Origin of the sequence: Candidatus Ponderosibacter sp. Uisw_141_02 (genome assembly GCF_048087665.1) — a bacterium.
In the GTDB taxonomy this organism is placed as follows: Bacteria; Pseudomonadota; Alphaproteobacteria; order Puniceispirillales; family Puniceispirillaceae; genus UBA3439.
The window spans coordinates 793,435-818,382 of record NZ_CP159807.1; the positions used below are offsets into that span (position 1 = coordinate 793,435).

Here is a 24,948-nt window from a genome sequence, read left to right on the forward strand (position 1 = left end):
AACTATCCGCCTAGCATTTGAGTCGACTTTTGTGTTTGGCTATGCTTTTGTTGCAAGCTCGAGGCCAGTGAAATAATCCGATACCACAATTTTATCTAACCCTAATCAGTAGCGGTTTTCTAGCGCTTTAATCTTATAACTGCCGATCTTGATCATTTTACAAGCGCGTGTTTCAGTATGAGCAAGGGCTATCGACACGCAGCCTAATCAACCTATTTTCGATCGAACAGGATTGAGCAGTCATGCAAGATGTATTTATAGCGGGATATTCAGATAAACTGTCGGCAAGGCCAAGCGATACTATCAGATTTTTTGTGTCCAGCCGTGCGGTTTCGGATTTTAAGGCAACATTGCATCGCTCGATTTCGGCAGATCCGAATCCGGATGGGCCTGGCATTGTCGAAGAGGACGCTAGCATTTATTTCAGATCATCGTCTTTTACGTCTCGCTATCAGGGGTTTACACCTGGCTCATTTGCCCAAAGCACAACAGATCTGCGAGCCGAAATCAACACTGACCTTTTGATAAAATTATGGTTTCTGCCGACGGTTCTGGTGTCTGCAGATCAAACGTTAATCGCTTGGGGGCATGTTTCGCTTGTCCTTGATTCACAGGGTATAATCACTGCCAAATTACCGGGTGGCATATCTATTTCTACAACCGTTGAAGTAAAGTGCAACCAATGGCACAGCCTCGAGCTGACGGTTTTAGCATCGGGTACGATAACGCTTGATGTAAAATATATGATAACGAAAAAATCAAATATTGGGGTTGCAAAAAGTAGCCACACAGAATTGAGCATTGCCCGGATGTTTCCACTTTCAGTGACCACACCGGTTCGCATCGCGGCTGGCTTTGGTGACGCCCCTTGTTGCTTTAATGGGAAAATTGAGGCGCCGGAAATTCTGGTTGACGGCGCTTTAATTGCAAAATGGGATTTTGCTCAATCCATATCATCGCTATCGGTAAAAGCTCATACCGGGCCTGATCTTTTGTTGAGGAACGCCCCCACCAGGGGAGTCACGGGTTGCAAGTGGGACGCAACCGAATTTTGCTGGCGACACAAACCAGAACATTATGCTGCAATATTGTTTCATGATGATGATATTTATGATTTTGAGTGGGACAGAGATTTTGAATTTGTGGTTCCAGATGATATGCCTTCCGGCATATATATTATGCGCATCGAGGCTGAAGGGCATTATGATGCCATGCCGTTTTTTGTTTGCCCACCACTTGGTAAGCGCCGTGCAGATTTATGTGTTCTGGTCTCAACTTTTACCTACACGATCTATGGGAATCATGCCCGCCCCGACTTTGCGCCATCATGGCTTGAAAAGATCAGTGCATGGAATGCTTACCCGAATAACCCGTCTGAATACCGGCATTATGGGCTGTCGACCTATAATAATCATACCGACGGCTCGGGCATTTGCCACGCCTCACATAAACGCGTTCTTTTCAATCTTCGACCTGGGTATCTGACCTTTGGCGAAGCAAGTTGTTCTGGCCTTCGCCATTTTCAGGCAGATAGCCATTTGATCTCATGGTTGCATAATCAGGACATTGCATATGACATTGTCACCGACGATGAGCTTGATCGTGATGGTGTTGCCGCCATCTCAGGCTATAAAGCTGTCTTAACCGGAAGCCATCCTGAATATCACACCAGCGCAACACTGGATGCGTTGAGAGATTATCGGGATAACGGTGGAGGACTTATTTATCTTGGCGGCAATGGATTTTACTGGCGGATTGTGCGCCATTCTGAAGATCCTACCTTGCTTGAAATCAGGCGGTCTGAAGATGGATTGCGCGCATGGGCGTCTGAACCAGGGGAATATTATAATGCCTTTGACGGCAGTTATGGCGGCCTCTGGCGACGCAATGGACGCCCTCCACAAAAGCTTGTTGGAATTGGCTTTACCGCACAGGGAAATTTTGTTGGCATGCCCTATAAGCGTGTTAACTACGACAAAAACATGGACTGGGTTTTTGACGGCATTAATGGCGAGTTGCTTGGCGATTTCGGCTTTAGCGGACATGGAGCGGCCGGGTTTGAACTTGATCGGCGCGATGAAAAGCTTGATGAGGGCGAGGATATCATCACTCTTGCGCAATCTTATGACGAGGGTAACCGGTTCATTCTTGTTCCAGAAGAAATGTTAACGCATCTAACAAACCTGTCAGGTAGCCCCGAGGCTGATGCAAAACGGGCTGATATGGTCTATTTTAAAACAGATAAAGGCGGACAAGTATTTGCAGTTGGTTCAATCACCTTTTGCGGGTCATTGCCTTGGAACAATTATGATAACAATATTTCAACGTTGCTTAGAAATGTTGTACGTAAATTTGTTGGGTCCTAGGACAAATCCGGCCGACCAATTGGCGGTAAATCCTGCTCAAGGGTGGCGCCAACACGAAGGCACATCGCTTCATCATGCGCTTTACCGACGATTTGTATGCTGGTTGGCATGCCGTCACTTGCAAGGTTAATTGGCAGCGATAGACCGCACATTTCCAGAAAATTAAAGGGCCTGGTGAAATAGCCCGGTGATACCGCCTGATCGACATTGGCCAGCGCTGGGGCAGTGCTCGTGCTAGTTGGCATCACAAGCGCATCAAAACCGCGCATCGCATTACCAAAGGTGGCAATGGTTTTTTTGCGCTGTTGCAAAACACGGAAATAATCATGGGCATGATAATGCTCTCCCAGCAGCATTCGCGTGCGCACATCTTCATCCATTGGCAAATCAGGGTCTTTGTAGAAACGGCCATGATTATGAAATGCCTCAACCGCGGTGATCATCCCGTTATCATCGGCCATATCGCCGTAGGATACAGGATTTTCAAATGGTATAATTTCAGCCCCCATCGCGCGCAAACGACCCAAAGCCATGTCATAGGATGCAAGCATATCTTCGGAACATTGTTGGCGCTCGCTATCGGCAAGGCTGCCAAGGCGCAATCCATAGACGCCCTTATTTAATACCGCATATAAACCATTGCCATTATCCATATCCTGGGCAATTTTCCACCCTTCGCAGCCATCCAGCACATCAAACATGATCAGGCAGTCAAGCACAGTCTGGGCAATTGGCCCGGGTGTATCAAGCGATTGTGATAGCGGCATGATCCCATGCAAGGGCAAGCGCCCTGCCGTCACCTTTAGGCCAACAAGCCCACAATAGGCAGCTGGCAAACGAATTGACCCACCTGTATCACTGCCAATGCCGCATGGCGCCATGCCTGCCGCCACCGCCACCGCCGTTCCCGATGAAGACCCGCCCGGTATCCGGTGCGTTTCCATATCCCACGGGTTCATTGGGGTTCCCATTTTCTGATTGGTTCCCCAGCCGCCAAAGGCGCATTCAACCGTTTTGGTTTTACCAAGAATAATCCCACCAGCTGCTGTGAGCCGCTGAACCATTGTTGCGGTGGTGCTGGCAGTCTTATCAAGCATCGCCGCCGACCCGCAGGTTGTTACCTTACCCTCGACATGGAAAATATCTTTCAAGGCATAAGGCATCCCGTAAAATGGCCCTGCAGCAAATCCCGAAGCCAACGATTTATCTGCCGCCGTCGCCATTTCCAATGCGGTATCAGCCCATGTATCTTGATAGGCGCCAAGGTGGGGGTTTAGCCGTTCTATTTCATCCAGGTAGGCCTGAATAACGATGCTTGGCTTGGTGCTGTTGCTCTGGTAGCTGCGATAAAGCCCATGAATTGTGTTCAAAGGATCAAGGGTTTTGGGGTTCGACATCACAAATATCTCAAATGCATAATGGCAAGGGTCAAAGTATAAGGTACAGGCTATTGGTGCATAGCGTCTATGACTTCAATTTTCCAAAATGCCAGTCTTTTCCCGGAACCGCAGCAAGAAGTGATTTCGTGTAAGCATCTTTTGGATCTTTGAATAATTCAGCCGTTGGCCCCATTTCAACAATTTTGCCATATTGCATGACGGCAACGTAATCACAGACCTGCGCTGCGACACGCAAATCATGCGTGATGAACAGCATGGATAAATCCATTTGCTCGCGAATGTCATCCAGCAGTTCAAGAATCTGTGCCTGAATTGAAACATCCAATGCCGAAACTGGTTCATCGGCAACCAAGATATCTGGCTTTAGCGATAGTGCTCTTGCAATTCCGATGCGCTGGCGCTGTCCACCAGAAAATTCATGCGGGAAGCGATCAAATGACCTGCGATCAAGGCCAACAATATCTAGAAGTTCATAGGCGCGTTTGGACGCGTCTTCCTTATCTTCGCCCTGTAGAATTGGACCTTGCGAAATGATATCGCCAACCCGGATGCGTGGATTCAATGACGCAAATGGGTCTTGAAACACCATCTGTATGCGCTTTCTGTATGGGCGTAATTCCTTGCGACTTAATTTGGTAATATCAACATCACCAAGTTTGATCTGGCCTTCGTCGCTATCAATGAGCCTGATTACACAACGTGCCAATGTGGATTTTCCCGATCCACTCTCGCCAACCACGCCAAGGGTTTCGCCGCGGCGCAATTCGATTTGCACATTTTGAACGGCTTTGACCTCGCGGTTTGGCTTTCCTAATCCAAAAAAGCTTTTACCGCCACCAAATGATTTGCAAACACCTTCGGTTTTCAACACGACTTCAGCCGCCCTTGATCTTGCTTTGCGTGGCTTTAGCCGCGGGATGGCAGCAATCAAAGATTTAGTATAGGGATGTTTTGGACTTTGCAGAACTTGCTTGGTGGTTCCGGTTTCAACAATCTTGCCATGCTGCATTACAATAACGCGATCAGCTATATCCGCGACGACACCGAAATCATGGGTAATGAATAATACGCCGGTATCAAGCCGTTTTTGCATATCGTTAATCAATTCGAGAATCTGCGCTTGTGTTGTTACATCAAGAGCAGTTGTTGGCTCATCAGCAATTAGGATCTTTGGGCCAAGTGCAAGTGCCATAGCGATCATTGAGCGCTGTCTTTGACCACCAGAAAGCTCATGCGGATAGGCATCAATGATCTTTTCAGGGTCGGGCAAATTGACATCAACCAATAGGCTTAACGCCTTTTCGGCTCGTTCCCTCGGTGACATTGATACATGATAGCGAAAAATTTCATCAATTTGATCGCCAATTGTCATAACTGGATTCAAGGCAGTCATGGGTTCTTGGAAAATCATCGAAATTTCACTGCCACGCAATTCACGAAGGCGTTCATAGGTGACTTCGGTTAGATCTTCCCCACCAAAGATAATTTCACCCTTGCCAACACGCACATGTGGCGCTGGTAACAAACCCATAACAGCGCGGGCCGTTAGTGATTTTCCTGACCCACTTTCACCAACAACACAAACGGTTTCACCTGCATTCAGTTCAAGGTCAATGTCTTCAACCGCATATTGCCGGTCAGCGCCAGTTGGCAGCAAAATAGAAAGATCATTTATCGAGAGAAGCTTTTTTGTCATTGACGTTCTTTCAAACGAGGGTTCAGCGCATCATTCAGCCCCTCACCAATCAGGTTAATTGCCAGCACTGTTATCAAAATTGCAACACCAGGAAATGTGCAAACCCACCAAGCCGATCGCAACATGGTGCGGCCCGCGCCAATAAGAAAACCCCAGCTCATGATATTTGGATCACCAAGACCAAGAAAGGCGAGCCCACTTTCAATCAGAATTGCGGTTGCCACCATCAAAGAGCCAACGACAATAATCGGGCTAAGGCAGTTCGGCAGGATTTCCCGCAACATGATGCGAAAGTCACTCATCCCCAGCGTGTGGCATGCTTGCACAAATTCACGATTCTTGACTGCCAAAAATTCACCGCGCACAAGCCTTGCAACGCCTGGCCATGAAACAACCGCAATCGCAATAACAATACTGCTCATTGACGGTTTCATAATAGCCACCAGCAAAATGGCGAAGATAAAGGACGGGATTGTTTGAAAAATTTCGGTCACACGCATCAGAATATCATCAATAATGCCGCCAAAATAACCGGCAAAAGCACCAAAGAAAATCCCAATAAACACTGAAACAAGCGTGGCTACAAATCCAATCAGCAATGATGTTTTGGCACCATGGACAATGCCTGAAGCCACATCACGCCCAAGCGAGTCACTACCAAGTAAAAAGCCATTGGTTAGCGGTTTTGATAGTGGCTTGCCAACCAAACGGAAAGGATCTTCTGGATAAAGAAAACTTGCTGTTATCGCCATCACAATAATCAATACAACAACGAATAACCCAAAAACAGCAGCATGATTTCGTTTGTAGCGAGACCAAAAATTTTCCATTTCAATTCACCTCAATTCGTGGATCGAGGAAGCAGTAAATAATGTCGACAATTAAATTCACCACGACAACGAGCATTGACGATAAAAGGAAAATGCCAAGAAGCAGGTTTAGATCGCGCGCAAACAGCGATTCAAACGCAAGCATTCCCAATCCTGGCCAGGCAAAGACGGACTCGACAATCACCGACCCACCAATCAATGCACCAACCTGAACTCCAGCCATCGTTACAACAGGTAAAAGCGCGTTACGTAAAACATGGACATAGGTGATACGCCTTTCGGTCAGACCCTTTGCCCGTGCCGTCACAACGTAATCCTGTCCATATTGTTCTAGCATCGAGGCCCGCATCATTCGCGTATATAACGCCAGATAGAAAAGCGACAATGTAATCGTTGGAAGAACGAGATGGCGAGACACATCCACAACATAGTCCCAACCTTCATAAAAGGCTGCAATATTGGTCATACCACTTGTGGGAAACCATCCAAGATTTAGCGAAAAGACCACGATCATCATTAACCCCACCCAGAATAGTGGCGTTGCATAAGTGATCAGGGCAAATATGGTAATCACGGCATCTTTCCATGTGTTCAGCCGCATTGCAGCCAAAAGACCTAACAATATGCCAAAACCAACAGCCAGAATAATTGTGCTTGTCATCAGCAAGCCGGTGGCGGCAAACCGGTCAAAGATTAATTCATTGACGGGCATGTCATGTCTAAAAGAATATCCAAGATCAAGGCTTAGAACATTTTTCAGATAAACCATCAACTGGACGGGTAACGGCTGATCCAAACCAAACTTCTTGCGCAACTGCGCCATATATTCGGGGGTGGCCGAGCCTGCCTCGCCAGCCAATACGTCAACCGCATCGCCTTCAGCCAGATTCAAAAGAAAGAAATTGATGATCACGATAGCAAGAATAATCGGTATTCCTTGCAATAATCGTTTGCCAACATATTTGAAAATTTTTGTGGATCTTGTCATGTGATGAGCCTATCCGGAAATTCTGGATATAAAGGTAGATGAATGAATAAATAAGTATATTGGGCCAGACATTAAATTCTGGCCCAATAAATGTTACGCCTTAATCGTCAATGTAGGCTTCTCTGAATGAGCCATAGGCACCCATTGCAGAGCCGTAAGCGCCTTTCAGCTTGGTGTTATAAACGACCAGGAATTCAAGCTCGAACAAATTCACGACAGGCATGTCATCTGCCAAAATCTGCTGGATCTCTTTATAGGCAGCTGTCCGCTTTGCAGCATCTGGCTCGCCAGCACCCGCATCAAGTAACGCATCCAATTTGGGGTTGCTATAGCGTGATGAGTTCACAAAATGTGTGCCTTTACGGATTTGGTCAGTACCATAGTGACGATGGACACCCAGAACCGGATCCGGCAGCTGGTAAAAATAGTTCACATTCATCTGGAAGTCATAGCGGTGGTAAACACGCTTCAACCATGTTGGTACATCTTCATAACGCAGCTCTAGCTGGATACCGATATCACCAAGTGCTTGCTTTAGATATTCACCAGCGCGGCGCCAGTCTTCACCATAAGGGATAAGGTCTAGAACAGCTTTCAAGCGAACGCCGTTGCCGTCACGCTTGTAACCAGCTTTGTCAAGAATTGCGTTTGCTGCGGCCTTATCGCCTTTTTCAGGGTAATTTGGCATTTCAGCATGTAGGTTTGTTGCCTTGAAGTTACTGCTCAACGCGCTTGTGGCTGGTTTTCCATAGCCAAAGAAAATCGTGTCGATCATAAACCGGCGGTCAATCGCAACCGAAATGGCGCGACGAATAGCCGGGTCTACAAACGGGCCTTCTTTGGTGTTGAATTCGATCAGCGCCATCGGATTGATCATTGAATAACCCTCGGTGGTTACGTCAATGTCATCACGCTCTTTCAGGCGAACAGCATCGATATTTGGGATGGCGTTATAGGCAGCATACAGAACTTCGCCATTTTCCATTGCAGCTGTCCGTGTTGACGCATCAGGAATGAAGCGACCAACAATCCGATCTAGATGTGGCAAACCCTTTTGCCAATAATCTTTGTTCTTATCTAAGCGGATGTACTGACCTTTTTTCCACTCGACAAATTTAAACGGACCAGTGCCTACAGGGTTGTTTGCCAATGGTGCAGATTTGATATCTTTGCCTTCCAAAAGATGTTTTGGAACCATCGGCGACTCATATGCCGAGAATGAGCGCATCATATAAGGTGCAGGCTTTTTTAAATTGAAAACAGCCGTGTGATCATTGGGCGTGTCAATGCTGGTTACTTCGCGGAACGAGTTTGGTCCACGAGGGTGCACTTTTTTCAGCACCTCCATGACAGTGAATTGCACATCAGCCGAGGTAAAGGGCTTGCCATCATGCCATTTTACACCTTTGCGGAGATTGAAAGTGACGGTTTTACCATCAGCGCTAGCCGAATAACTTTCAGCTAGAATTGGTACCATGGTACCGTCGTTATTATAATCGAAAAGCCCTTCATAGACTTTTGGCATCACAAGGCCAATCGGCCCCGATGTTGATACATATGATGCCAAGGTTGGTGGCTCAGGCTGAACGAGGAATGAGAGCGTCCCGCCAGATTTGTCGGCGTGAGCTGCAGCACCGCCAAGCAAGAGCGACCCTGCCATCAATATAGATGCTAATACTTTTTTCATTTAGATGTCTCCCTAATCGGACCCTTCAGGATTAAATCCAAAGCGTCCCTGTGGTTTTTTTGTCAATTCACGTTAAGTCTACATAGCTAAGAGTCAAGGGTTTGTCCTGTTTCGTCGATTATGTTTTTAAAAAAGAAACGATACTTTAATTGGTTGGTTATGAGTCGGCATTAAGCTATATGCCGGCCTACAGGAACTTCCATAGAAAATCGTGTGCACTTTGCGCACAGACGAACACTATATCGCTGATTTAGATCGCTTGTATCGGGTTGAGGCCATTAACACGTTGCTTGAGCTAATGCGTGGTGGCAAGGATGAACGTGTGCGTGGGATCGCGGCTCAGGCACCCCTAAACCGCGGTTGGGGCAGAGAAAATTAAGGTTTTCACAGGCGCTGAGAACAGCTATTTCGACGTTTTGAGGTTGGTAAATGAAATCATGCTCTCCAAGCGCAATGAAACGCAAAATTAAGGGTAAAGCTAGAGTGCAAAGCCAGTGTTTGGTTACTTTTCTGCTAATGTTAAATCGACGCCATTGTTCATTGGCACGTCCTGAAAACTGCGATAGTCAATTTCATCAATGCAGCCGATATTGATGCCAAAAATTTCTGGCGTAGTTCGCCTTTGATGATGGGTCATAATCCCACACTTTGAGCAAAAGTGGTGCGTGGCAACTTTTGTATTCCACTTATAATGGACTAGATGTTCAGCACCGGCTTCAATTTTCACATCCTCAATTGGGCATGCCAACATAACCGCACCGCGACGCTTGCAGAGGCTGCAGTCACAGCGTCGTACGGCACTCATATCAATATTGCGCGGGATTGAGAACTGCACCGTCCCACAGTGACAATTTCCATATAGTCGATCTTTGTCCATTGAGTTTGTCCTCTCTATTGGTGAGACGAATAAGTCTGCGTCGATCTTCTGCCACCAATGTGGCATTTACTATCTCCAAAATCGACACAATCTGCGCTCAATGTAATCCTGAGATAATATCTTTTTGCAAAGCCCGCGGTCTAGTGATTGCAAGAATTGTTTTTGCTTCCCGCGTTCTGCCTTGATGGATCAAACATGCGGCCAAAGAAAAGTCCAACAAATCTCTTTGGGCGTTGGATCCGCCAAAACGAGCGTGCTCACGAACCACGCTTATAAATAGTTCAGACGCTGATAACCACTCCCCTTCCTGCATGTGACGATACGCCTTTGCAACTTTTTTGGTCAGGGTGGAAACCGGCCCTTTTGCATTAGCAATTATATTTTCTAATGCTTCGATATTACCTGCTCTGGCATGCGTGATTGCAGCATGAAGATCAGCAAAGCCAAGGCCCGGGTTAGCAAATTTAGTCATAGCGTATGCACTGAGGCCTTTCCACCTTTCGGGTGTAACTTCAACCCCTGCAAGCTCAGCTCTGAAAAGGAGAGCTGCACTGTCAGTCAAAATATTCAATGGAGGCCCTTGACTATTATCAGGGGAAATGTGCTTGTCCAAAACGTCCCACATTTGCTCGAAATTTCCAGCCTCAAGAGACCATAAACCCACATGCCAGGAGATATGGTTGTAAAGCGCACCCGACGGATCATAATTTGCCCAATGCCTTTGGAGGTAGTTCAAGCCGTCCTCGTCCTGCAGATTTTCGTAATAAAGGTGCGCTCTAATATGCTTTGAATGTGCGCTATTCGGGTTTGATATGAGTGCCTCTTCAATGTTAATGCCAGCCTCATCCAATCGCCCAACTTCAAGCTGCGCAAATGCCAACTGAGCTTTGCACCACCAGTCATCACCATAATTGGGGGCAAGGTTTGTCATGAAAGACAGCTGTTCAGCCTCCCTACCGGGCAAACCAGAGAAACCAATCAGGCCAAAGACACTGGTACACATCTGCGCGATGAGTACGTCGCGAGGCCATTCTTTCACATGTTCATATACAGCCGCGCGAGCTTCAGCAGACTTTCCCCTAAGTAGTAAGCTCGACACATTTAAGTGGGATTGTTCTCGAGCCGAGAGATTTTGGCTGGTTTCAAAGGCCGTATTGAGGGATTGTTTCACATCATCCGAACGACCACGCAATTGCATTTCCCGAGCAAGTCCAATATGACCCAAGGTAAAGTTAGGGTCAGCGCTTATTGCGGTCCTGAAACTGGCCTCAACGCCCGGCTCGGCGCCAAGAAATTGATGGACGCCTTGGTTATATGACGCAATAGCATCAGCAGAATTTGTCGAATTCTTATTTCCGTAGCTATCAGCAAGCATAGTGACACCTCACGTTAAACCTGATTGATGTAGTTTTATGACGAACCTCGTAAAACATCAACTGACACCGACCTATTCTAGGCCGTCCACTCTCATAACAAGGTTTATATCTGTTATATAACAGTACATGGACGGCTCTATTATGTTGCGTTGTTTGGCTGTTCTGACCCGCTCACGAATCACACAAACCACCTTCAAGCATAAATTCGATGGGGGATATCAGCGGATCAGGCGCTACGGTCGCACGAATGGTTGCATATTCGACTTGCCGCGCGCGTCAGTAGGTTGCAGAATCATTGATGTTTCAGGCCAACGTGGTGGCGATGGATACAAGCTGGATATTTTAGCCGCTTGGATGGAGAAGGTTGTAGACCCACGATTAAGCGAATAAGCCGAAACGCTGAATTTTCTGCGGGTTTTTGACAGGAGCCCGATACAAGTGACTGTTTCCTTGGGTCTAGTTTTTTTAATAGTTATTAGTTGGTTCTTTAGATGATTGCTTTTGCTCTAGCAGTTCTTTTATTGCTTATTACGCCGGGTCCGGGTGTCTTGTCTCTGGCTGGTGTTGGCGCAGCTTTTGGCTGGCGGCAGGGGATAAGCTATCTATCTGGTTTGTTTATCGGTAACAATCTCGTTTGCATTGCTGTGATTTCTGGGCTTGCCACTGTGCTTTTAGCAAATCCTTCAATTCGTATGACTCTACTGATTATATCGGCAACGTATTTGGGTTATCTCGCATTCAGGATTGCTTTTTCAGACGCTAAAATTGCATTTATCCAGATGCCTAAACCCGGTTTGGTAACTGGTACAACAATTCAACTTATCAATCCCAAAGCCTATGCCGTTCACATAACACTTTTCAGTGGCTTCGCTTTCTATCCAAACGACTTTTTTATTGAAACAGCGATTAAACTTTTAATAGCAAATGTGATTTGGATATTTATCCATTTCCTTTGGCTTTATTTAGGCGTCGAAATCAATCAATTGAAACTACCCGAGAAAGTTCAAAGAAACATAAACGTTTTTATGGCTATCTGCCTTTTAGCCGTGGTCGGCCTCTCTGTTTGGTCAATTATAGGTTAATTCTTTTCATCCATTTTGACTTTAGTTTGAGGTCAAAACCCACGCCATAGTGTTGTCCAACACCTTCGGTTGACCATCCGCCAATTGCATCAATTATGTCTGTTGGGCATTCAACAGTTCTTAGCCTGTCACGAACACTATGCCTAAAAGAATGGATTACGCACGTCTTAGGCACACAGGGGCTTTAACCATTTGTTTAGCGCAGCACTGGCTGAGTTAGCGTTGCATGTATTTTTTCTGCAGTATTTTGGAAACGCGAAGCCAGAACCCACATGACTAATCTGCCACTTGCCAGCCCATCAATTCGTGCCAGTGTCAATCAAACGATTATGTTAAGCCTTGCGATGATTGTTGTGGCATCGTTGATTGGGGCGAGGGGGCTTGGTGAAGATGTCCTTGAAGCGCCTCAATATGCCAATTTTGGTCAAGGCATTCTGACAGGCTATACTGTTTTGTTTTGTGCAATGATCCTTGACCGGATCGTTCAGGGCGGTAAACAATAGCCGTATGAACTTTCATCTGTTTCTTTGGCTTCTCGCGGCAAGCGGGCGGCATGCCCGTATTTTGTTGCCGCTTGGGGTGGTGCTGGCCTTACTATTGCCAAGCAGCGGTGCCTTTTTCAAACCGGCCGCGCCCTATATCCTTGCGGTTCTGATTGGCGCAGCTCTGGTACGGCTTGATATCGGCGCGGTTTTAAAAGCCGCGCTTCAGCCACAAAGATTAATTCGCAATTTTGCCATTTCGCTTGGTCTTTTAATCATTGTGCCAGTGGTTTTTTTCAACGTGGCAAAATGGTTTGGCCTTCCCGATCATTTCTTGCCATTGGTGACTTGGTATGCGGTGGCACCGCCAATTGGTACAACGATCTGGATGTGTATCTTTTTGGGTTTTACCGCGCCGATTGCGATGGAAATCGTTGTTCTGACAAATTTGCTGGCACCTTTCACCGGCCCTTATCTTGGTGAATATCTTCTTGGCGCCGCGGTGCCGATATCATCGGCAATGCTCTGTTTGCGGCTAGGCATCATTCTTGGTGGTGGGTTATTATTGGCGTTACTTGCCAAAAAGGTTCTCGGTGAAGAGCGGATTGAGGCCAACCGGCACCGGCTTGATGGGGTCTCCACCTTGTCGATGCTTGCTTTTCTTCTTCCAGTTTTTGATGGTATTGGCGCGATGGTCATGGCCGTGCCAATTTTGGCGCTGGCCTGTCTTGGACTTGTTTTTGGGCTGAATTTCGGCTCGCAGGCATTGGTTTTTGCCGGTGGCCGATTGCTTGGCCGTTTTGGCCAGTTTGAACGCGCTGCATCGGGCAAAGCCATGCCGTTTCCCGAAGGCACCCGTTCGGTTGCGGTCGTCGCTGGCAATCGCAATCTTGGACTATATTTCGCCGCATTACCCGCCGATCCGCTATTTGCGCTTTTTGTTGCGGCCTATCAATTACCGCTTTACCTTACACCTATGGTGGCTGGCTGGTTTGCCGATCGGTCACAAAATGCATGATTTTTGACCCCGTGATTTTTGCTCCAATCATTAGACCGACGATTATTCGGCACTCGCCCAATTATGAGACCGCATGGCCAATCCTGAATTTTACGCGCTAAATGCCAGTCAGACCCGCCGTAACGCCGCGATTGATGCGTTGCGCGCGCCTTGTTATGCGCTTGGCATTACGATGGCCGGATTTTCCACAATCGCCCGCGAATCTGGTTTTGATTTCTGGATGGCGCTTGTGACCTCGCTTGGCGTTTGGGGGATGCCTGGGCAGGTGGCCTTTGCCAGCCTTTATTCGGCAGGCGCATCTTTATTTATCATTTTTGTTGCGGTATCGCTGGCGAATATGCGGATGTTGCTGATGGTCATTTCAGCGGCTGATATGATGCATCTGAAATCGCATGATTTGCCTCTTTGGAAACGGATCTTCTGGATGCAGTTTCTGGCAATTACGGCATGGGCAAATTTAGGACTGGCGCAGCAAAAATACCCCTCACATCTTTTATTGCCATATTATCAGGGTTTTGCCCTGACAATTTTTGCCTTTGGCATTCTTGGCACGATCTTTGGGTTCTTCTTAAGTGATCTATTGCCTCCGGATATTTTGCGCGTGGTGATCTTTATCACGCCAATTTATATTTTGCTTTTAATCATCAATGCGCGGCAAAAGGCGAACCGGCTTGCCGTCTTAATTGGTGGGGTTCTCAGCCCAGTATTTTTTCCATTTTCCGGTGAATGGGCCATTCTGATCGCTGGCATTCTTGGCGGCAGTTTGGCCAGCCTTTACAGCCGGTTCATTGCCAAATGGCATCTCGATCCAGTGCAATAGGGTGATGATGATGCGGCAGGTGATTTAATGGAAGATTATGGTTTTTTCCAATCTTGGGCAGCGGTATTTTGCGCCATTGTTGGAACGATCATCTGGCGGATTGCCGGTGTTGTTCTGGCGTCGCGCATTCCGGCTGATGGGCCGGTGATGGGATGGGTCAACACGATGGCCTATGCCATGGTTTCGGCGGTTTTATTGCTGATATTGGTTCATCCAACTGGCGTATTGGCAACCACCGGCCTTGATCACCGCCTGATTGGGCTAGGTGGCGGATTGCTGGCAATGTTCATTAGCAAGCGCCTGATCTTTTCGCTGCTTTGCGGCATTAGCGCATTTGCTGTGGCGATTCAGCTTATTTAGCGACCGCCAAAGCGATTAGAATGGCAATGGCTCGCCGCGATAGCTTTCGTAAATGCCGGTTGTCGCAAGATCAAGCGCATCGAAACGTGCCAGAAGTCCGGCCGCGCTATCCGCTGGCGCAACATCGGCGGCAGCCCCGCCCATATCGGTTCGCACCCATCCCGGGTGATAGGCACCAACAGCAACCCCGCGCGGTGCCAGTTCAGCAGCAAGCGTTCGGGCAATATTGGTTGCGCCAGCTTTGGAGGCACGATAGATAGGCGCATTGCTGCTGGCACGTTCCTGACTGCCCATAATTGACGAAATGACCGCAATTTTACCGGTCATGCCAGATGGGTGATTATCGCCATCAGCGGGTTCCAGCAAATGCGGTAAAAATGATCGTGTGGTGAAAAATACACCGGCAATATTGGTCATCAGAACCGACTCAATGGCGCGGCTGTGATGTGCCGGATCTTCAAGGCCGCCATAGCCATTAAGCACCCCCGCATTACAAACCAGAATGTCGATTTTGCGGGTCATACCAGCGGCGATTTGTTTCATATCAGCCTCGGCGGTTACATCAAGCCCAAGAAGGCTGATTGCCGGATTGTCACGGGCAAGCGCAACCAAATCAGGGGCCTCCATAATATTTCGGGCGCAGGCAATGACCTGATCGCCGCGTTCGGCTGCCTGTTTTGTCATTTCAAAGCCGATGCCGCGATTGGCACCAGTGATCAACAGGGTTTTTGACATGGGTTAGGCCCTTATCGCTAAATGGTGAAAAGATGAATTGCTTTTTGCAGATGCTGGCTAGCCGGCCGGATTGATAATCGCCGGATCAAAAGGCGGACGGGTAAAGATTTCGCGAAGCATTGGTTCAAAATGCGCCAATGGCTTGGTTGGGTAATTGGGATCAAAGGCCATCTGATCCCAATCACGGCAAAATCGCTCGCAGCTACCAAACCAGACATGGTCGCGGTAAATATCACGGGCGTTTTTATCAACGCCCATCGCATCGCCATAATAATACATCTGGAAAACGCCATGATGTTCGATAATCCATGCGACTTCGGCACGAACATAGGGGCGAATGATTGCGGCGGCGAGCTGGGAATGGTTAAGCGGTGCCAGATCATCACCAAGATCGTGAATCAATGCGCTAACAATCAGCTCGATATCAGCCCCATCAGCCTCGGCACGCGTCGCAGATTGCAATGAATGTTCAAGCCGGTTGATCTGATAACCGGTAAGCGAGCCCTCAAGGCTGGTAAGGGCAGCAAGCAAACGGTCGGGCAAAGCCACAGCAAATTCATCTTCGAGTGCATTCAAAAAGGCATAATCTTCCGCGGTGCCTTCGTCCATGCGGATAAAGCTGACATGTTGCATGGTTTTGCTCCTCCAAATTGATTGATATCATAGCTGCACCATCGGGTGTTTTGCCATTTTGAATCAACCATTTAAGGCTATAAGAATGTATGATTTGCGGCAAAGATGGGCTGGTATAATTATGATAGTGCCTCTTGTTGTGAATGGTCTCTGATCAAGCTTGGTTGATAAAATATAGTCACCGGGGTTGCCGGACAGCCGAAAGGTCTTTGAAAGTTTATTAATCATTGCAACCGTTAGCTGTTTCCAAACCCTAGTTTAGAATGTATCTATTGCCAAGGTGTCGTCGTAATGGTGTTGACTTTTTAGTTGAGCAAAAAACTAACATGACAGAATTGCAACAAATAATTGAAACACTCATAGATCAGCTTTTGCTGTGGATTCCTTCGCAAATCTTTGTTGATTTTCCTTTTCTTAGCGTTTTGCTGGCGAATCCAAATGGCCGCTTTGTTCTAGCTGGCCTAGCTCTTGTTGTTAGTTTCATTTGTCTTTGGATTTCACTTCGTGTTGTCCAGGCTCTGTTAGACAAGCAAACAAAACTTGGCTCGAATTTAAGCGATGATCCAGTTAACCTTGGTGACAGCCATTCGTCAGAGGCCTTATCCAAAGACGGGTTCCAGTTTTTTAAACGCACGGGTGAAGAAACAGTGCAATGCGACGACGATCTAGCGTTGTCAGCAATCGAGCAGGAAATGCTTGCTGTTAAACAGCTATTTGCTGATGGTCATATCTTAAAAGATGTCTATGTGGTCGAAACGCGCCGTCTTTACGGGAAAGCAAAAGCATTAAGAAGCCAAACGGATCGATCATAAGTAACCTTATCGAATTTTCCTTGCCACAACGCGCTCGTTATTAAAGTAGCAATTGATTTTGTCGTTCGAGTAAAACCACTTCATCACCTGTTTTGTGGAAAATAAAAACGGTTGGCAATCGATAATTGGTAAGGTTTGGCATTGAGCTTGCTTAGACTGCTCAATAACAGAAATTTGTCACTCGCCGTTAACCCTTTGCATAATCCAATAAATTGTGACAGCGTTTCTGAACTTGATGATTAGATCAGCGTTCACCTGACTGTAAGTGAGAAATGAGTGAAATGGCACCGCAAATCGCCAAAGCAATCTTTGTTGGGAATATCAAAGGGGGTGTTGGGAAAAGCACGCTTAGCGTTTACCTGACAGAATATTTGCGCCGCCGATTTAAACGTCAGTCGGTGACGTTGATTGATACTGACCCGCAAGGTACTTCATTTGAGCTGATGGAACCAAAAAGCAAGAGTGGTGACGTACGATTTTTGCCAGTTGGTGACCGTTACGATGGCGTCAATATGTCCACGCTTGACGGCGTGCTTCGTCGCTTGCTTGCGCAAAATGAAAATATGGCAGTCGTTGATACCGGAGCTGGCAAGCTTGGTAATTTTTGGCAATTGGCTTTTTTATGCAACACGCTTTTGGTGCCAACCTCAATGTCGTGGGCTGATTTGAGGCCAACGATTGATTTTATCAAGGAAATTGATGAGCGAAAGGCCGATTTGCGATCAGTCACGCCGCATGTTGTTGTTGTCCCCAACCGGGTGTCGCCGCATCAGCGTAATTTCCAGCCAATCAGCGATGCGTTATCCGAAGTCAATGCTATTCTGGCGCCGCCCCTCTCTGAATTATCAGCAGCACGAAACGCCACACCAGGTTTTTCTGGCCTTGACGGTATCGAAGGCACGCGGTTTCACCGCGAAATTGAACGGCTTGGCGAATTTCTGGTTGAATATGTTATCAGCGGCGAGCTTGACCGGATCTATGCCGAAACGGCCAATTAACGCCGCTTTGATTTACCCGCATAACGCCGTGGCAACCCATTTATGAAAATGATGCGTTGGCGCATCCATCACCGCCGAGAATTTGCCGCCATCATATTTGCTGGAATGACGGCCTTTTTGCATGCCTTCCACAACAAACACATCTTCGACAAAAATATCACGCCACATGGCGGTATTGGTGGCACGCATATCGGCAAAGGCCGGCTTTGTTGCCGCGTCTTGCGCGTAATAGATCTCAACATGCTCGATGGTGCGATTTGGCCCATCAGGCACCAAAATAATGCCATAGCAATGGTCGCGATGAACGCCAAAAAGCAGATTTGGAAATAGTGCAACATATTCCGCACCTGATGACCATTGTTGCGACAGGCCGTCAAAATTTGGAAAGGCGCGGCCATCATCGCTGATTTGCGGTGCATAAACGGTTGAACCCTGACCGGCATAGGCGGGAACCGGCATGATATTATAATGATCCTCAAGCCGTGAATAGCTGTTTAGCCCCGGATGGATAAAGGGCAGATGATAGGCCTCACAGTAATTTTCGACCGCAAGTTTCCAATTGCAATTGACCGTCAGGCTGAAGGATGAATCTGGCCCGCTATGATAGACGGGCTGATCAAATTCCTGCCAGCGCGCAATCAAATCGTTTGCATAGGTCTCGAATGGCGCGGCCTGTCCGCCAATATTCACGAAAACAATATCGCGCCATTGGTGCGAGCGCACCTCGTTCAGCGGATAATCGCAATGATTGACGGTATCATGCTCATGCACATCCGGCCCGCCAATATGCGGGGTTTTGCGAAGTTGGCCGTTTAAATCATAAGCCCACGCGTGATAGGGGCAGGTGATTGGCCCGCGAAGCTGTTGTGCCTCGCTGACCAAAATCATACCACGATGACGGCAAACATTTTCAAAGACTTTGATTTCATTATCCTGATTACGCACCAACAACAGCGGTAAACCTGCAAATTCAATTGGTTTCACGGAGCCCGATTTTGGCACATCTTTGCCAAAGCCGATTGCCGCCCAATTGTCGCGGAATAAAGTGTTTTGTTCATGCTGATACAGATCAGCGTCAACATAGCAACCATTCGGCAGGCCATTGGCCGTTTCAATTGGTGCTTTTACTTTGGTAAGATCAAGCATTTTTGGTCTCCTCAACCTGACAAGGCCGATAAGGCGATAAATATTGCATTACTATCCTGTTTCCACTCATAAAGGATTTCCTGTCTGTCTTGACTGCGGCATTTGGCGTCGCGTTTAAACTATGGAAAGTGAACTGAATGTCTTCCGCGCCGATCTTGTTTCGTCCTGAAATCATCCATCAACAATTGGATCAGCGGTTTTACCGGCAGGTTGAGGCAGCGCAATTCCCCCAACATCAGCTGCGTTATCGCAATCATGCGGCGGCCAAAAGCGTTGGGCTAGATGATTTAGATGGCGCGTCATGGGTTCGGCATTTTGGCCATTTTCAGCCCTTGAATGGCAGTTTTCCCGCGCCGTTGGCGCTTTGCTATCATGGTCATCAATTTGGCCATTATAATCCTGATCTGGGTGATGGGCGGGGGTTTTTGTATGCCCAGATGCGAGACCACCAAAACCGGTTAATGGATCTTGGCACCAAAGGGTCGGGAACAACGCCGTTTTCACGATCTGCCGATGGCCGGCTAACGCTGAAAGGGGCGGTTCGCGAAATTTTGGCAACCGAAATGTTGACTGCGCTTGATGTTACGACTTCACAAAGCTTTTCGGTGATTGAAACGGGTGAACAGCTTGAGCGCAATGATGAGCCATCGCCAACGCGCTCGGCTGTTCTGGTGCGCCTGTCGCATAGTCATATCCGCATCGGCAGTTTTCAACGGCTTGCCTATATGGATGATATGGATGCTATTGAAATGCTGGCGCGGCATGTGGCGCGGCATTATTTTGGCGGGGCGACCCAAACCGGACTGCACAAAGATAGTGACCGACTTGATGCCGATGCGCCTTTGAGCGAGCTTTTGCCCGCGCTGCTAAGTCATGTTGCCGCTGCCATTGCCGATACGGCTGGCCGCTGGCTGGCTGCCGGATTTGTGCATGGTGTTTTGAACACGGATAATTTCAACATAACTGGTGAAAGCTTTGATTACGGGCCATGGAGATTTTTACCAAGCTTTGAGCTGGGGCTGACTGCGGCCTATTTTGACCAGGCCGGTCGCTATGCCTATGGGCGGCAATCAGATGCGGCACTTTGGGCGGTGTGCCGGCTTGCTGATTGTTTTGTGAAGCTGGTGCCGCAAAAAGACCTTGAAGACAGGCTTGCCACTTTTTATCCACTTCTGGAGGCGCGGCTGGCGAAACAGATGCAATGGCGTTTGGGTGTTGTTTTTGACGAAGACGATCCGGTGCGTGACGCGGCGCTGGCGCGTGATATCTTTGGTGCCGCAAAACAAAGCCAGTGCGGTTTTGATCAGATGTTTCACGATCTTTATGGCGGTAAAGCGCGGGTTGATGGCTATGATGATGATTGCTGGAGGCCAGTTCTTGAGACCTTGCAGGCGGCAAAGCCGCGAAATCCAACTGCGCTTGACCATCCGCATTTCCAATCGGCAAAAGCCGTGTCGATGACAATTGATGAGGTTGAAGCCATTTGGGCACCAATTGCGGCAAGTGATGATTGGTCATTACTATCCGATAAAATTACCGCCATTCATCAGATGCGCTATGCCTATGGTGGTGATTTGGCGGTGCCAATGCCAAGCATTATTGGCGGGACTAAAGCCTAAATCTGGCTTGGCGTTATGCCGCGATTCATCACTTCGCGAAGTACAAAGCTACTTTCCATGCGTAAAACATGGGGCAGGGACGACAGATAGGTTGAATGGACGCGGCCGAAATCATTCACATCACGCGCTGCGACGCGCAAAATATAGTCATTTTCGCCTGCGATCAGAAAACAGGCTAAAACCTGCGGGATATTGGCAACAGCGGCTTCAAATTCGGCCATCATTTCGGCTGATTGGCCATGCAGGGTGATATGCAGCAGAACAAGCACATCATGCCCCATTTTGGCAGCGTTCAAATCGGCGTGATAGCCGTTAATGACCCCATTCTGCTCAAGCAGGGCAACGCGTCGCAAACAGGCCGATGGTGACAGGCCAACATGCGCGGCAAGATCAACATTCGAAATCCGCGCATTATCCTGCAATGCCGTTAAAATCGACCGATCAATCCGATCCATGATGCCTCTCTCTTACCCTAAGATTAATATGTGAATAATATTGCGCTGTTTCGATAAAAATTCAAATAAAATGTGAAAATTACTGGATTATTAACAAGATAAAGCAATGAAATACCCTTATGTTTCGCATAATATGCCGTCATATATCTGGAAGTTGGGCCTGCTGCCATGGCGTAACGGTTTCAGGGGTGTTTGTGACGATGCGGACTGGCTCGATTGGGGCAGTGACAGAGCTATTTCGCATTACGGGGAGAATTAAAATGCTTGTAGGTGTTCCAAAAGAAATTAAGACGCGGGAATTTCGGGTTGGGCTTGTGCCAAGTTTGGTTGCCGAGCTTGTGCATCGTGGCCATCAGGTTCTTGTTGAAACCAATGCTGGCATTGGCATTGGTGCCAGTGATGATGAATATCGTGCGGCTGGTGCTGACATTGCGGCAACGGCTGGTGATGTTTTTGCCAAGGCAGATATGATCGTCAAAGTCAAAGAGCCGCAGCCCGATGAATGGGTGCAGCTATCACCAAACCAGATTCTATTTACCTATCTTCATCTTGCAGCTGATGCACCGCAGGCATATGGCCTTGCCAAATCGGGTTGTACCGCCATTGCCTATGAGACCATCACCGATGATCAGGGTGGTTTGCCTTTGCTGGCGCCAATGAGCGAAGTCGCTGGCAGGCTTGCCGTTATCGAAGGGGCATCACATCTCAAAGCCAATGCTGGTGGTCGTGGTGTGCTGATTTCGGGTGTTCCGGGAACCGCGCCGGCTGATGTTTTGGTGATTGGCGGCGGTGTTGTCGGGGTGAATGCAGCGAAAATGGCCGTTGGTCTTGGCGCGCGCGTCACGGTTTTTGACCGGTCAGTGCCGCGGCTTCGTTATTTGTCCGATATTTTCGGCAATAGCATCACAACGCGCTATTCAAGCAATGCGGTGATTGCCGAAGCCATTAAATCTGCCGATATGGTTATCGGTGCTGTGTTGATCCCGGGTGCAGCTGCGCCAAAGCTGATTTCACGCGCGCAATTGGCAACGATGCGTCAAGGCGCGGTTCTTGTCGATGTGGCGATTGACCAAGGTGGTTGTTTTGAGACATCACGCGCCACAACGCATGATGAGCCAACCTATATGGTTGATGGTATCGTTCATTATTGCGTTGCTAATATGCCAGGTTCAGTGCCGCGCACTTCATCCGAAGCCCTAAACAACGCAACCTTGCCGCATGTGCTAGCATTGGCTGACAATGGTGTTGCCGCGCTTGATGACAATCCGCATCTGGCAAATGGTTTGAATGTGGCTGGTGGCAAGATTGTCTATCCGGCGGTTCTGGATGCGATTGGTGAAGAACTGTCTGCCTAGCGGCAACACGTCAAATATGAAATGAAACGCATGATAACGGGCGGCGCTTTGCCGCCCCTTTTTGTAAAAAATGGTCCCTGACCAGTCATTCATAAATTTTGTCAATGATCCAGCTTTGGCTCTGCCGGTAATGACGTTGGCACGTGAGCAGGTGAGATTTGCCAGCGGTAGTCGCGCCGTAATTGGTCTGAATCAGCATGGTTTTTGCCAGATAATTAACCGGCAGCAGAAAAAACCGTCAATATAGGTAAAAAAGGGTTGACCAGCGTCGCACATTGGCAGATAAAGCGGCCTGTTCTGGCGCGTTGCCGGATCGCGCATGTACAAAACCCGTGCAGATTTAGGGGCCATAGCTCAGCTGGGAGAGCGCCTGCTTTGCAAGCAGGAGGTCGTCGGTTCGATCCCGTCTGGCTCCACCAAATTCCCTCAAATCACACCTAGATTAAGTATCCGCCTGCCACATTATGGCTGGTGGTTTTTGTGTGCTTGGTGTCTGCACCGTCTTTTTGAGCGGTCAGCAATTGAAAGGTGCGCCAACATAGTCGTCGAAATCATTAAAAATAATTACCCTCCCACGACGCTTTCAATTATTCCATTTATTGGTACACTGTCTTTAGTGCTTTAGGTTCAACATTGTCAAACTATGGGAGGTCGCCATGCAACTGGATATGAAAAAGTCTGAAGACTCCTATTCAATGGCCGCAAAAGAACGAATGGCTATTGAGTTAGACGGATTGGTTTTGCGTCTTAATGAGGTTGGCTCAGCACTTGCCGTTCTCAATCTTTTCCGGCGCGCCGATATCGAAGTTGAGGGGAAAAAACGCCGTTTACGCGATTTTGTCGAAGTTGATCTCGGCCCCGACCCGATGGCTGGGACTTTTAAAGTAATTGTTCATAACCCGATCGCCATTAGTGGTGCTGTGGCCGTTTTGAAAGAAAATAAATTTATCAATATCGACACTAGTTCACAGCGTGAGTTAAAAGTGGTCAAGCCGCGGCTAACCGTACAGCAAGAAGATGATCTGGAAAATGAGATCAAACGGGTCACCAAATCATCGCTTTCAAAGCTTGCATCGATCAAATCAGACGCTTTACAACGAGTTCAAGCAGCAATTAAAGCTGAATATATTGAGCCAAAAGAGTCGAAGACAGCGACATTGCAACTGGATGATTTGATAATTCAGGCGAGCCAACATGCGGGTGTTCTTGGCCTGATTAGGCGCAAACAATTGATCGGTGGCGGTTTGACCTTTGATGGGCCGGATGAAGAGGCGCTCTATAAGCGTATCAATGACCGCGCCTATAAAGATGTTTGGCAGGAACTGCTTGTGCCAAAAGTCACTGAAGATGATGAGTGACATGATGATATGTGACATATTGTGACCGGTGACCGCGCTGACCCTGCCGCATCGGTTGCGGTGACGGCCACAAAGCGTGGTACGCCAGAACCGCAATCAGCGCCAGCGGTTGAAAAAGACCAACTTCAAAAAGCGATTAAAAACCTTCTTGCGACAGCCGATCAAACCGTTGATGACAAGCTTGCAACCGTCAAAACCGCGCATCATGTGGACAAAGACCGGTTTCAAAGCGCCTTTCGCAGCCTGATGGGAAAGTGACACGCTAAAGGCCATGGATTATCACGACGAAAAAGCGGGCCATTTATGGCCCGCTTTTGTTGTTTGGGTGGTTTAAGGTCGGTTTCGAGCCGCTAGGCAGCCTTGACCAGCTTTTTTGGGTTGGCATTGATGCTAATCTGCTGTGGCCGGTCGGCTTCGGGCACTTCGCGATGTAAAAACACCGTCAAAATGCCATCGACAAATTGGGCGTCATCGACCTTCATATATTCGGCGAGCCGGAACATCTTGGAAAATCCGCGCTTGGCAATGCCCTGATGGATATAATTGCCGCGCTCTTCGGCTTTATTGGCCTCGATTGTCAAAATGCCCTTTTCGGTCTGGATGGTGATTTCATCACTGCTGAACCCGGCAAGTGCCAGTTCGATCCGGTAATGCTCATCATCATCTTTGGCAATATTATAGGCCGGATAGTTTGATTCTTTACGGTCTGCCAGCGAGTTTAACTCGTCAAACAGTGAGTCAAAGCCAACAAACTGGCGTGCCATAGGGGTGCTAAAAAACGTCATATTCATCTCCTTTTAAAAGCGAGTTATCTGCCATCTCCTGTTCAGCAAGACAGCAGCTTTGGAACAAATC

General features: G+C 47.9%; 23 protein-coding genes, 1 tRNA gene and 1 pseudogene. 13 read left to right on the forward strand and 12 right to left on the reverse strand.

Annotated features, from left to right (window positions below; translation table 11 throughout):
- The first annotated feature begins 242 nt into the window (after positions 1–242).
- On the forward strand, positions 243–2,366 hold the full coding sequence (locus ABXT40_RS04055; protein ID WP_443646557.1) for a N,N-dimethylformamidase beta subunit family domain-containing protein: 2,124 nt from the start codon (positions 243–245) through the stop codon (positions 2,364–2,366).
- Here the strand turns inward: ABXT40_RS04055 and ABXT40_RS04060 are convergent.
- The 7 genes from ABXT40_RS04060 to ABXT40_RS04090 form a co-directional block, all read right to left on the reverse strand.
- Positions 2,363–3,763 (reverse strand): amidase, encoded by a 1,401-nt coding sequence (locus ABXT40_RS04060; RefSeq protein ID WP_443646558.1) that lies wholly within the window; start codon positions 3,761–3,763, stop codon positions 2,363–2,365. The two genes, ABXT40_RS04055 and ABXT40_RS04060, sit on opposite strands and share 4 nt — an antisense overlap.
- Positions 3,764–3,830: 67 nt before the next feature.
- A complete protein-coding gene (locus ABXT40_RS04065) occupies positions 3,831–5,462 on the reverse strand; it encodes an ABC transporter ATP-binding protein (protein ID WP_443646559.1) in 1,632 nt (543 codons plus the stop codon).
- Entirely contained in the window at positions 5,459–6,292 is an 834-nt protein-coding gene (locus ABXT40_RS04070) for an ABC transporter permease (protein WP_443646560.1), read from the reverse strand. The genes ABXT40_RS04065 and ABXT40_RS04070 overlap by 4 nt, the downstream gene beginning before the upstream one ends.
- 1 nt (position 6,293) lies before the next feature.
- Positions 6,294–7,280, reverse strand: a complete 987-nt coding sequence (locus ABXT40_RS04075; RefSeq protein WP_443646561.1) for an ABC transporter permease — start codon at positions 7,278–7,280, stop codon at positions 6,294–6,296.
- A gap of 100 nt (positions 7,281–7,380) precedes the next feature.
- A complete protein-coding gene (locus tag ABXT40_RS04080; protein WP_443646562.1) occupies positions 7,381–8,967 on the reverse strand; it encodes an ABC transporter substrate-binding protein in 1,587 nt (528 codons plus the stop codon).
- Between the two features lie 502 nt (positions 8,968–9,469).
- Positions 9,470–9,844: a GFA family protein gene (locus ABXT40_RS04085; protein ID WP_443646563.1), complete on the reverse strand. Its 375-nt coding sequence runs from the start codon at positions 9,842–9,844 to the stop codon at positions 9,470–9,472.
- Between the two features lie 97 nt (positions 9,845–9,941).
- The gene (locus ABXT40_RS04090; protein ID WP_443646564.1) at positions 9,942–11,219 is read right to left on the reverse strand and encodes a tetratricopeptide repeat protein; all 1,278 of its coding nucleotides are present in this window, start codon (positions 11,217–11,219) and stop codon (positions 9,942–9,944) included.
- A gap of 492 nt (positions 11,220–11,711) precedes the next feature.
- Here ABXT40_RS04090 and ABXT40_RS04095 point away from each other — a divergent pair, with 492 nt between their 5' ends.
- From ABXT40_RS04095 to ABXT40_RS04115, 5 genes and pseudogenes are all read left to right on the forward strand, one after another.
- The gene (locus ABXT40_RS04095) at positions 11,712–12,302 is read left to right on the forward strand and encodes a LysE family translocator (RefSeq protein WP_443646565.1); all 591 of its coding nucleotides are present in this window, start codon (positions 11,712–11,714) and stop codon (positions 12,300–12,302) included.
- 278 nt (positions 12,303–12,580) lie between these two features.
- A pseudogene (locus tag ABXT40_RS04100) lies at positions 12,581–12,805 on the forward strand (glycine/betaine ABC transporter); the annotation flags it as partial.
- A 4-nt stretch (positions 12,806–12,809) separates the two neighbouring features.
- On the forward strand, positions 12,810–13,802 hold the full coding sequence (locus ABXT40_RS04105) for a hypothetical protein (RefSeq protein ID WP_443646566.1): 993 nt from the start codon (positions 12,810–12,812) through the stop codon (positions 13,800–13,802).
- Between the two features lie 73 nt (positions 13,803–13,875).
- Positions 13,876–14,622 (forward strand): AzlC family ABC transporter permease, encoded by a 747-nt coding sequence (locus ABXT40_RS04110; protein WP_443646567.1) that lies wholly within the window; start codon positions 13,876–13,878, stop codon positions 14,620–14,622.
- Between the two features lie 27 nt (positions 14,623–14,649).
- Positions 14,650–14,982, forward strand: coding sequence for an AzlD domain-containing protein (locus ABXT40_RS04115; protein WP_443646568.1), 333 nt, complete (start codon positions 14,650–14,652; stop codon positions 14,980–14,982).
- Positions 14,983–14,997: 15 nt separating this feature from the next.
- Here ABXT40_RS04115 and ABXT40_RS04120 read toward each other — a convergent pair whose 3' ends face one another.
- Both ABXT40_RS04120 and ABXT40_RS04125 read right to left on the reverse strand, forming a co-directional pair.
- On the reverse strand, positions 14,998–15,717 hold the full coding sequence (locus ABXT40_RS04120; protein ID WP_443646569.1) for an SDR family NAD(P)-dependent oxidoreductase: 720 nt from the start codon (positions 15,715–15,717) through the stop codon (positions 14,998–15,000).
- 57 nt (positions 15,718–15,774) lie between these two features.
- On the reverse strand, positions 15,775–16,350 hold the full coding sequence (locus ABXT40_RS04125; protein ID WP_443646570.1) for an HD domain-containing protein: 576 nt from the start codon (positions 16,348–16,350) through the stop codon (positions 15,775–15,777).
- 326 nt (positions 16,351–16,676) lie between these two features.
- On the opposite strand from ABXT40_RS04125, the gene ABXT40_RS04130 reads away from it, so the two are divergent.
- A complete protein-coding gene (locus ABXT40_RS04130; RefSeq protein WP_443646571.1) occupies positions 16,677–17,162 on the forward strand; it encodes a hypothetical protein in 486 nt (161 codons plus the stop codon).
- Positions 17,163–17,443: 281 nt separating this feature from the next.
- Positions 17,444–18,160 (forward strand): ParA family protein, encoded by a 717-nt coding sequence (locus ABXT40_RS04135; RefSeq protein WP_443646572.1) that lies wholly within the window; start codon positions 17,444–17,446, stop codon positions 18,158–18,160.
- A gap of 12 nt (positions 18,161–18,172) precedes the next feature.
- Here ABXT40_RS04135 and ABXT40_RS04140 read toward each other — a convergent pair whose 3' ends face one another.
- Positions 18,173–19,306 (reverse strand): aromatic ring-hydroxylating oxygenase subunit alpha, encoded by a 1,134-nt coding sequence (locus tag ABXT40_RS04140; protein ID WP_443646573.1) that lies wholly within the window; start codon positions 19,304–19,306, stop codon positions 18,173–18,175.
- Positions 19,307–19,443: 137 nt separating this feature from the next.
- Between ABXT40_RS04140 and ABXT40_RS04145 the strand changes: the two genes are divergently transcribed.
- Entirely contained in the window at positions 19,444–20,925 is a 1,482-nt protein-coding gene (locus tag ABXT40_RS04145; protein ID WP_443646574.1) for a protein adenylyltransferase SelO family protein, read from the forward strand.
- Here ABXT40_RS04145 and ABXT40_RS04150 read toward each other — a convergent pair.
- Positions 20,922–21,380, reverse strand: a complete 459-nt coding sequence (locus tag ABXT40_RS04150; RefSeq protein ID WP_443646575.1) for an Lrp/AsnC family transcriptional regulator — start codon at positions 21,378–21,380, stop codon at positions 20,922–20,924. The genes ABXT40_RS04145 and ABXT40_RS04150 overlap by 4 nt on opposite strands.
- A gap of 260 nt (positions 21,381–21,640) precedes the next feature.
- Between ABXT40_RS04150 and ald the strand changes: the two genes are divergently transcribed.
- The 4 genes from ald (at position 21,641) to ABXT40_RS04170 (ending at position 24,351) form a co-directional block, all read left to right on the forward strand.
- Positions 21,641–22,735, forward strand: coding sequence for an alanine dehydrogenase (gene ald, locus ABXT40_RS04155; RefSeq protein ID WP_443646576.1), 1,095 nt, complete (start codon positions 21,641–21,643; stop codon positions 22,733–22,735).
- A 343-nt stretch (positions 22,736–23,078) separates the two neighbouring features.
- Positions 23,079–23,154: transfer RNA gene (locus tag ABXT40_RS04160), tRNA-Ala, on the forward strand.
- 249 nt (positions 23,155–23,403) lie between these two features.
- Positions 23,404–24,093: a hypothetical protein gene (locus ABXT40_RS04165; RefSeq protein ID WP_443646577.1), complete on the forward strand. Its 690-nt coding sequence runs from the start codon at positions 23,404–23,406 to the stop codon at positions 24,091–24,093.
- A 21-nt stretch (positions 24,094–24,114) separates the two neighbouring features.
- Positions 24,115–24,351 carry a hypothetical protein gene (locus ABXT40_RS04170; protein ID WP_443646578.1) on the forward strand — a complete coding sequence of 79 codons (237 nt, stop codon included), beginning with the start codon at positions 24,115–24,117 and terminating at the stop codon, positions 24,349–24,351.
- A 92-nt stretch (positions 24,352–24,443) separates the two neighbouring features.
- On the opposite strand, the gene ABXT40_RS04175 is transcribed toward ABXT40_RS04170, so the two are convergent.
- On the reverse strand, positions 24,444–24,878 hold the full coding sequence (locus ABXT40_RS04175) for an Hsp20 family protein (protein ID WP_443646579.1): 435 nt from the start codon (positions 24,876–24,878) through the stop codon (positions 24,444–24,446).
- Positions 24,879–24,948: the final 70 nt, after the last annotated feature.

Coding starts and splice junctions, on each gene's coding strand:
- ABXT40_RS04120 (WP_443646569.1), bottom strand. CDS start 15,717: ATGTCAAAAACCCTGTTGATCACTGGTGCCAATCGCGGCATCGGCTTT.
- ald (WP_443646576.1), top strand. CDS start 21,641: ATGCTTGTAGGTGTTCCAAAAGAAATTAAGACGCGGGAATTTCGGGTT.
- ABXT40_RS04075 (WP_443646561.1), bottom strand. CDS start 7,280: ATGACAAGATCCACAAAAATTTTCAAATATGTTGGCAAACGATTATTG.
- ABXT40_RS04175 (WP_443646579.1), bottom strand. CDS start 24,878: ATGACGTTTTTTAGCACCCCTATGGCACGCCAGTTTGTTGGCTTTGAC.
- ABXT40_RS04060 (WP_443646558.1), bottom strand. CDS start 3,763: ATGTCGAACCCCAAAACCCTTGATCCTTTGAACACAATTCATGGGCTT.
- ABXT40_RS04110 (WP_443646567.1), top strand. CDS start 13,876: ATGGCCAATCCTGAATTTTACGCGCTAAATGCCAGTCAGACCCGCCGT.
- ABXT40_RS04095 (WP_443646565.1), top strand. CDS start 11,712: ATGATTGCTTTTGCTCTAGCAGTTCTTTTATTGCTTATTACGCCGGGT.
- ABXT40_RS04130 (WP_443646571.1), top strand. CDS start 16,677: ATGACAGAATTGCAACAAATAATTGAAACACTCATAGATCAGCTTTTG.
- ABXT40_RS04105 (WP_443646566.1), top strand. CDS start 12,810: ATGAACTTTCATCTGTTTCTTTGGCTTCTCGCGGCAAGCGGGCGGCAT.
- ABXT40_RS04140 (WP_443646573.1), bottom strand. CDS start 19,306: ATGCTTGATCTTACCAAAGTAAAAGCACCAATTGAAACGGCCAATGGC.
- ABXT40_RS04065 (WP_443646559.1), bottom strand. CDS start 5,462: ATGACAAAAAAGCTTCTCTCGATAAATGATCTTTCTATTTTGCTGCCA.
- ABXT40_RS04125 (WP_443646570.1), bottom strand. CDS start 16,350: ATGCAACATGTCAGCTTTATCCGCATGGACGAAGGCACCGCGGAAGAT.
- ABXT40_RS04055 (WP_443646557.1), top strand. CDS start 243: ATGCAAGATGTATTTATAGCGGGATATTCAGATAAACTGTCGGCAAGG.
- ABXT40_RS04150 (WP_443646575.1), bottom strand. CDS start 21,380: ATGGATCGGATTGATCGGTCGATTTTAACGGCATTGCAGGATAATGCG.
- ABXT40_RS04165 (WP_443646577.1), top strand. CDS start 23,404: ATGAAAAAGTCTGAAGACTCCTATTCAATGGCCGCAAAAGAACGAATG.
- ABXT40_RS04115 (WP_443646568.1), top strand. CDS start 14,650: ATGGAAGATTATGGTTTTTTCCAATCTTGGGCAGCGGTATTTTGCGCC.
- ABXT40_RS04145 (WP_443646574.1), top strand. CDS start 19,444: ATGTCTTCCGCGCCGATCTTGTTTCGTCCTGAAATCATCCATCAACAA.
- ABXT40_RS04070 (WP_443646560.1), bottom strand. CDS start 6,292: ATGGAAAATTTTTGGTCTCGCTACAAACGAAATCATGCTGCTGTTTTT.
- ABXT40_RS04090 (WP_443646564.1), bottom strand. CDS start 11,219: ATGCTTGCTGATAGCTACGGAAATAAGAATTCGACAAATTCTGCTGAT.
- ABXT40_RS04085 (WP_443646563.1), bottom strand. CDS start 9,844: ATGGACAAAGATCGACTATATGGAAATTGTCACTGTGGGACGGTGCAG.
- ABXT40_RS04080 (WP_443646562.1), bottom strand. CDS start 8,967: ATGAAAAAAGTATTAGCATCTATATTGATGGCAGGGTCGCTCTTGCTT.
- ABXT40_RS04135 (WP_443646572.1), top strand. CDS start 17,444: ATGGCACCGCAAATCGCCAAAGCAATCTTTGTTGGGAATATCAAAGGG.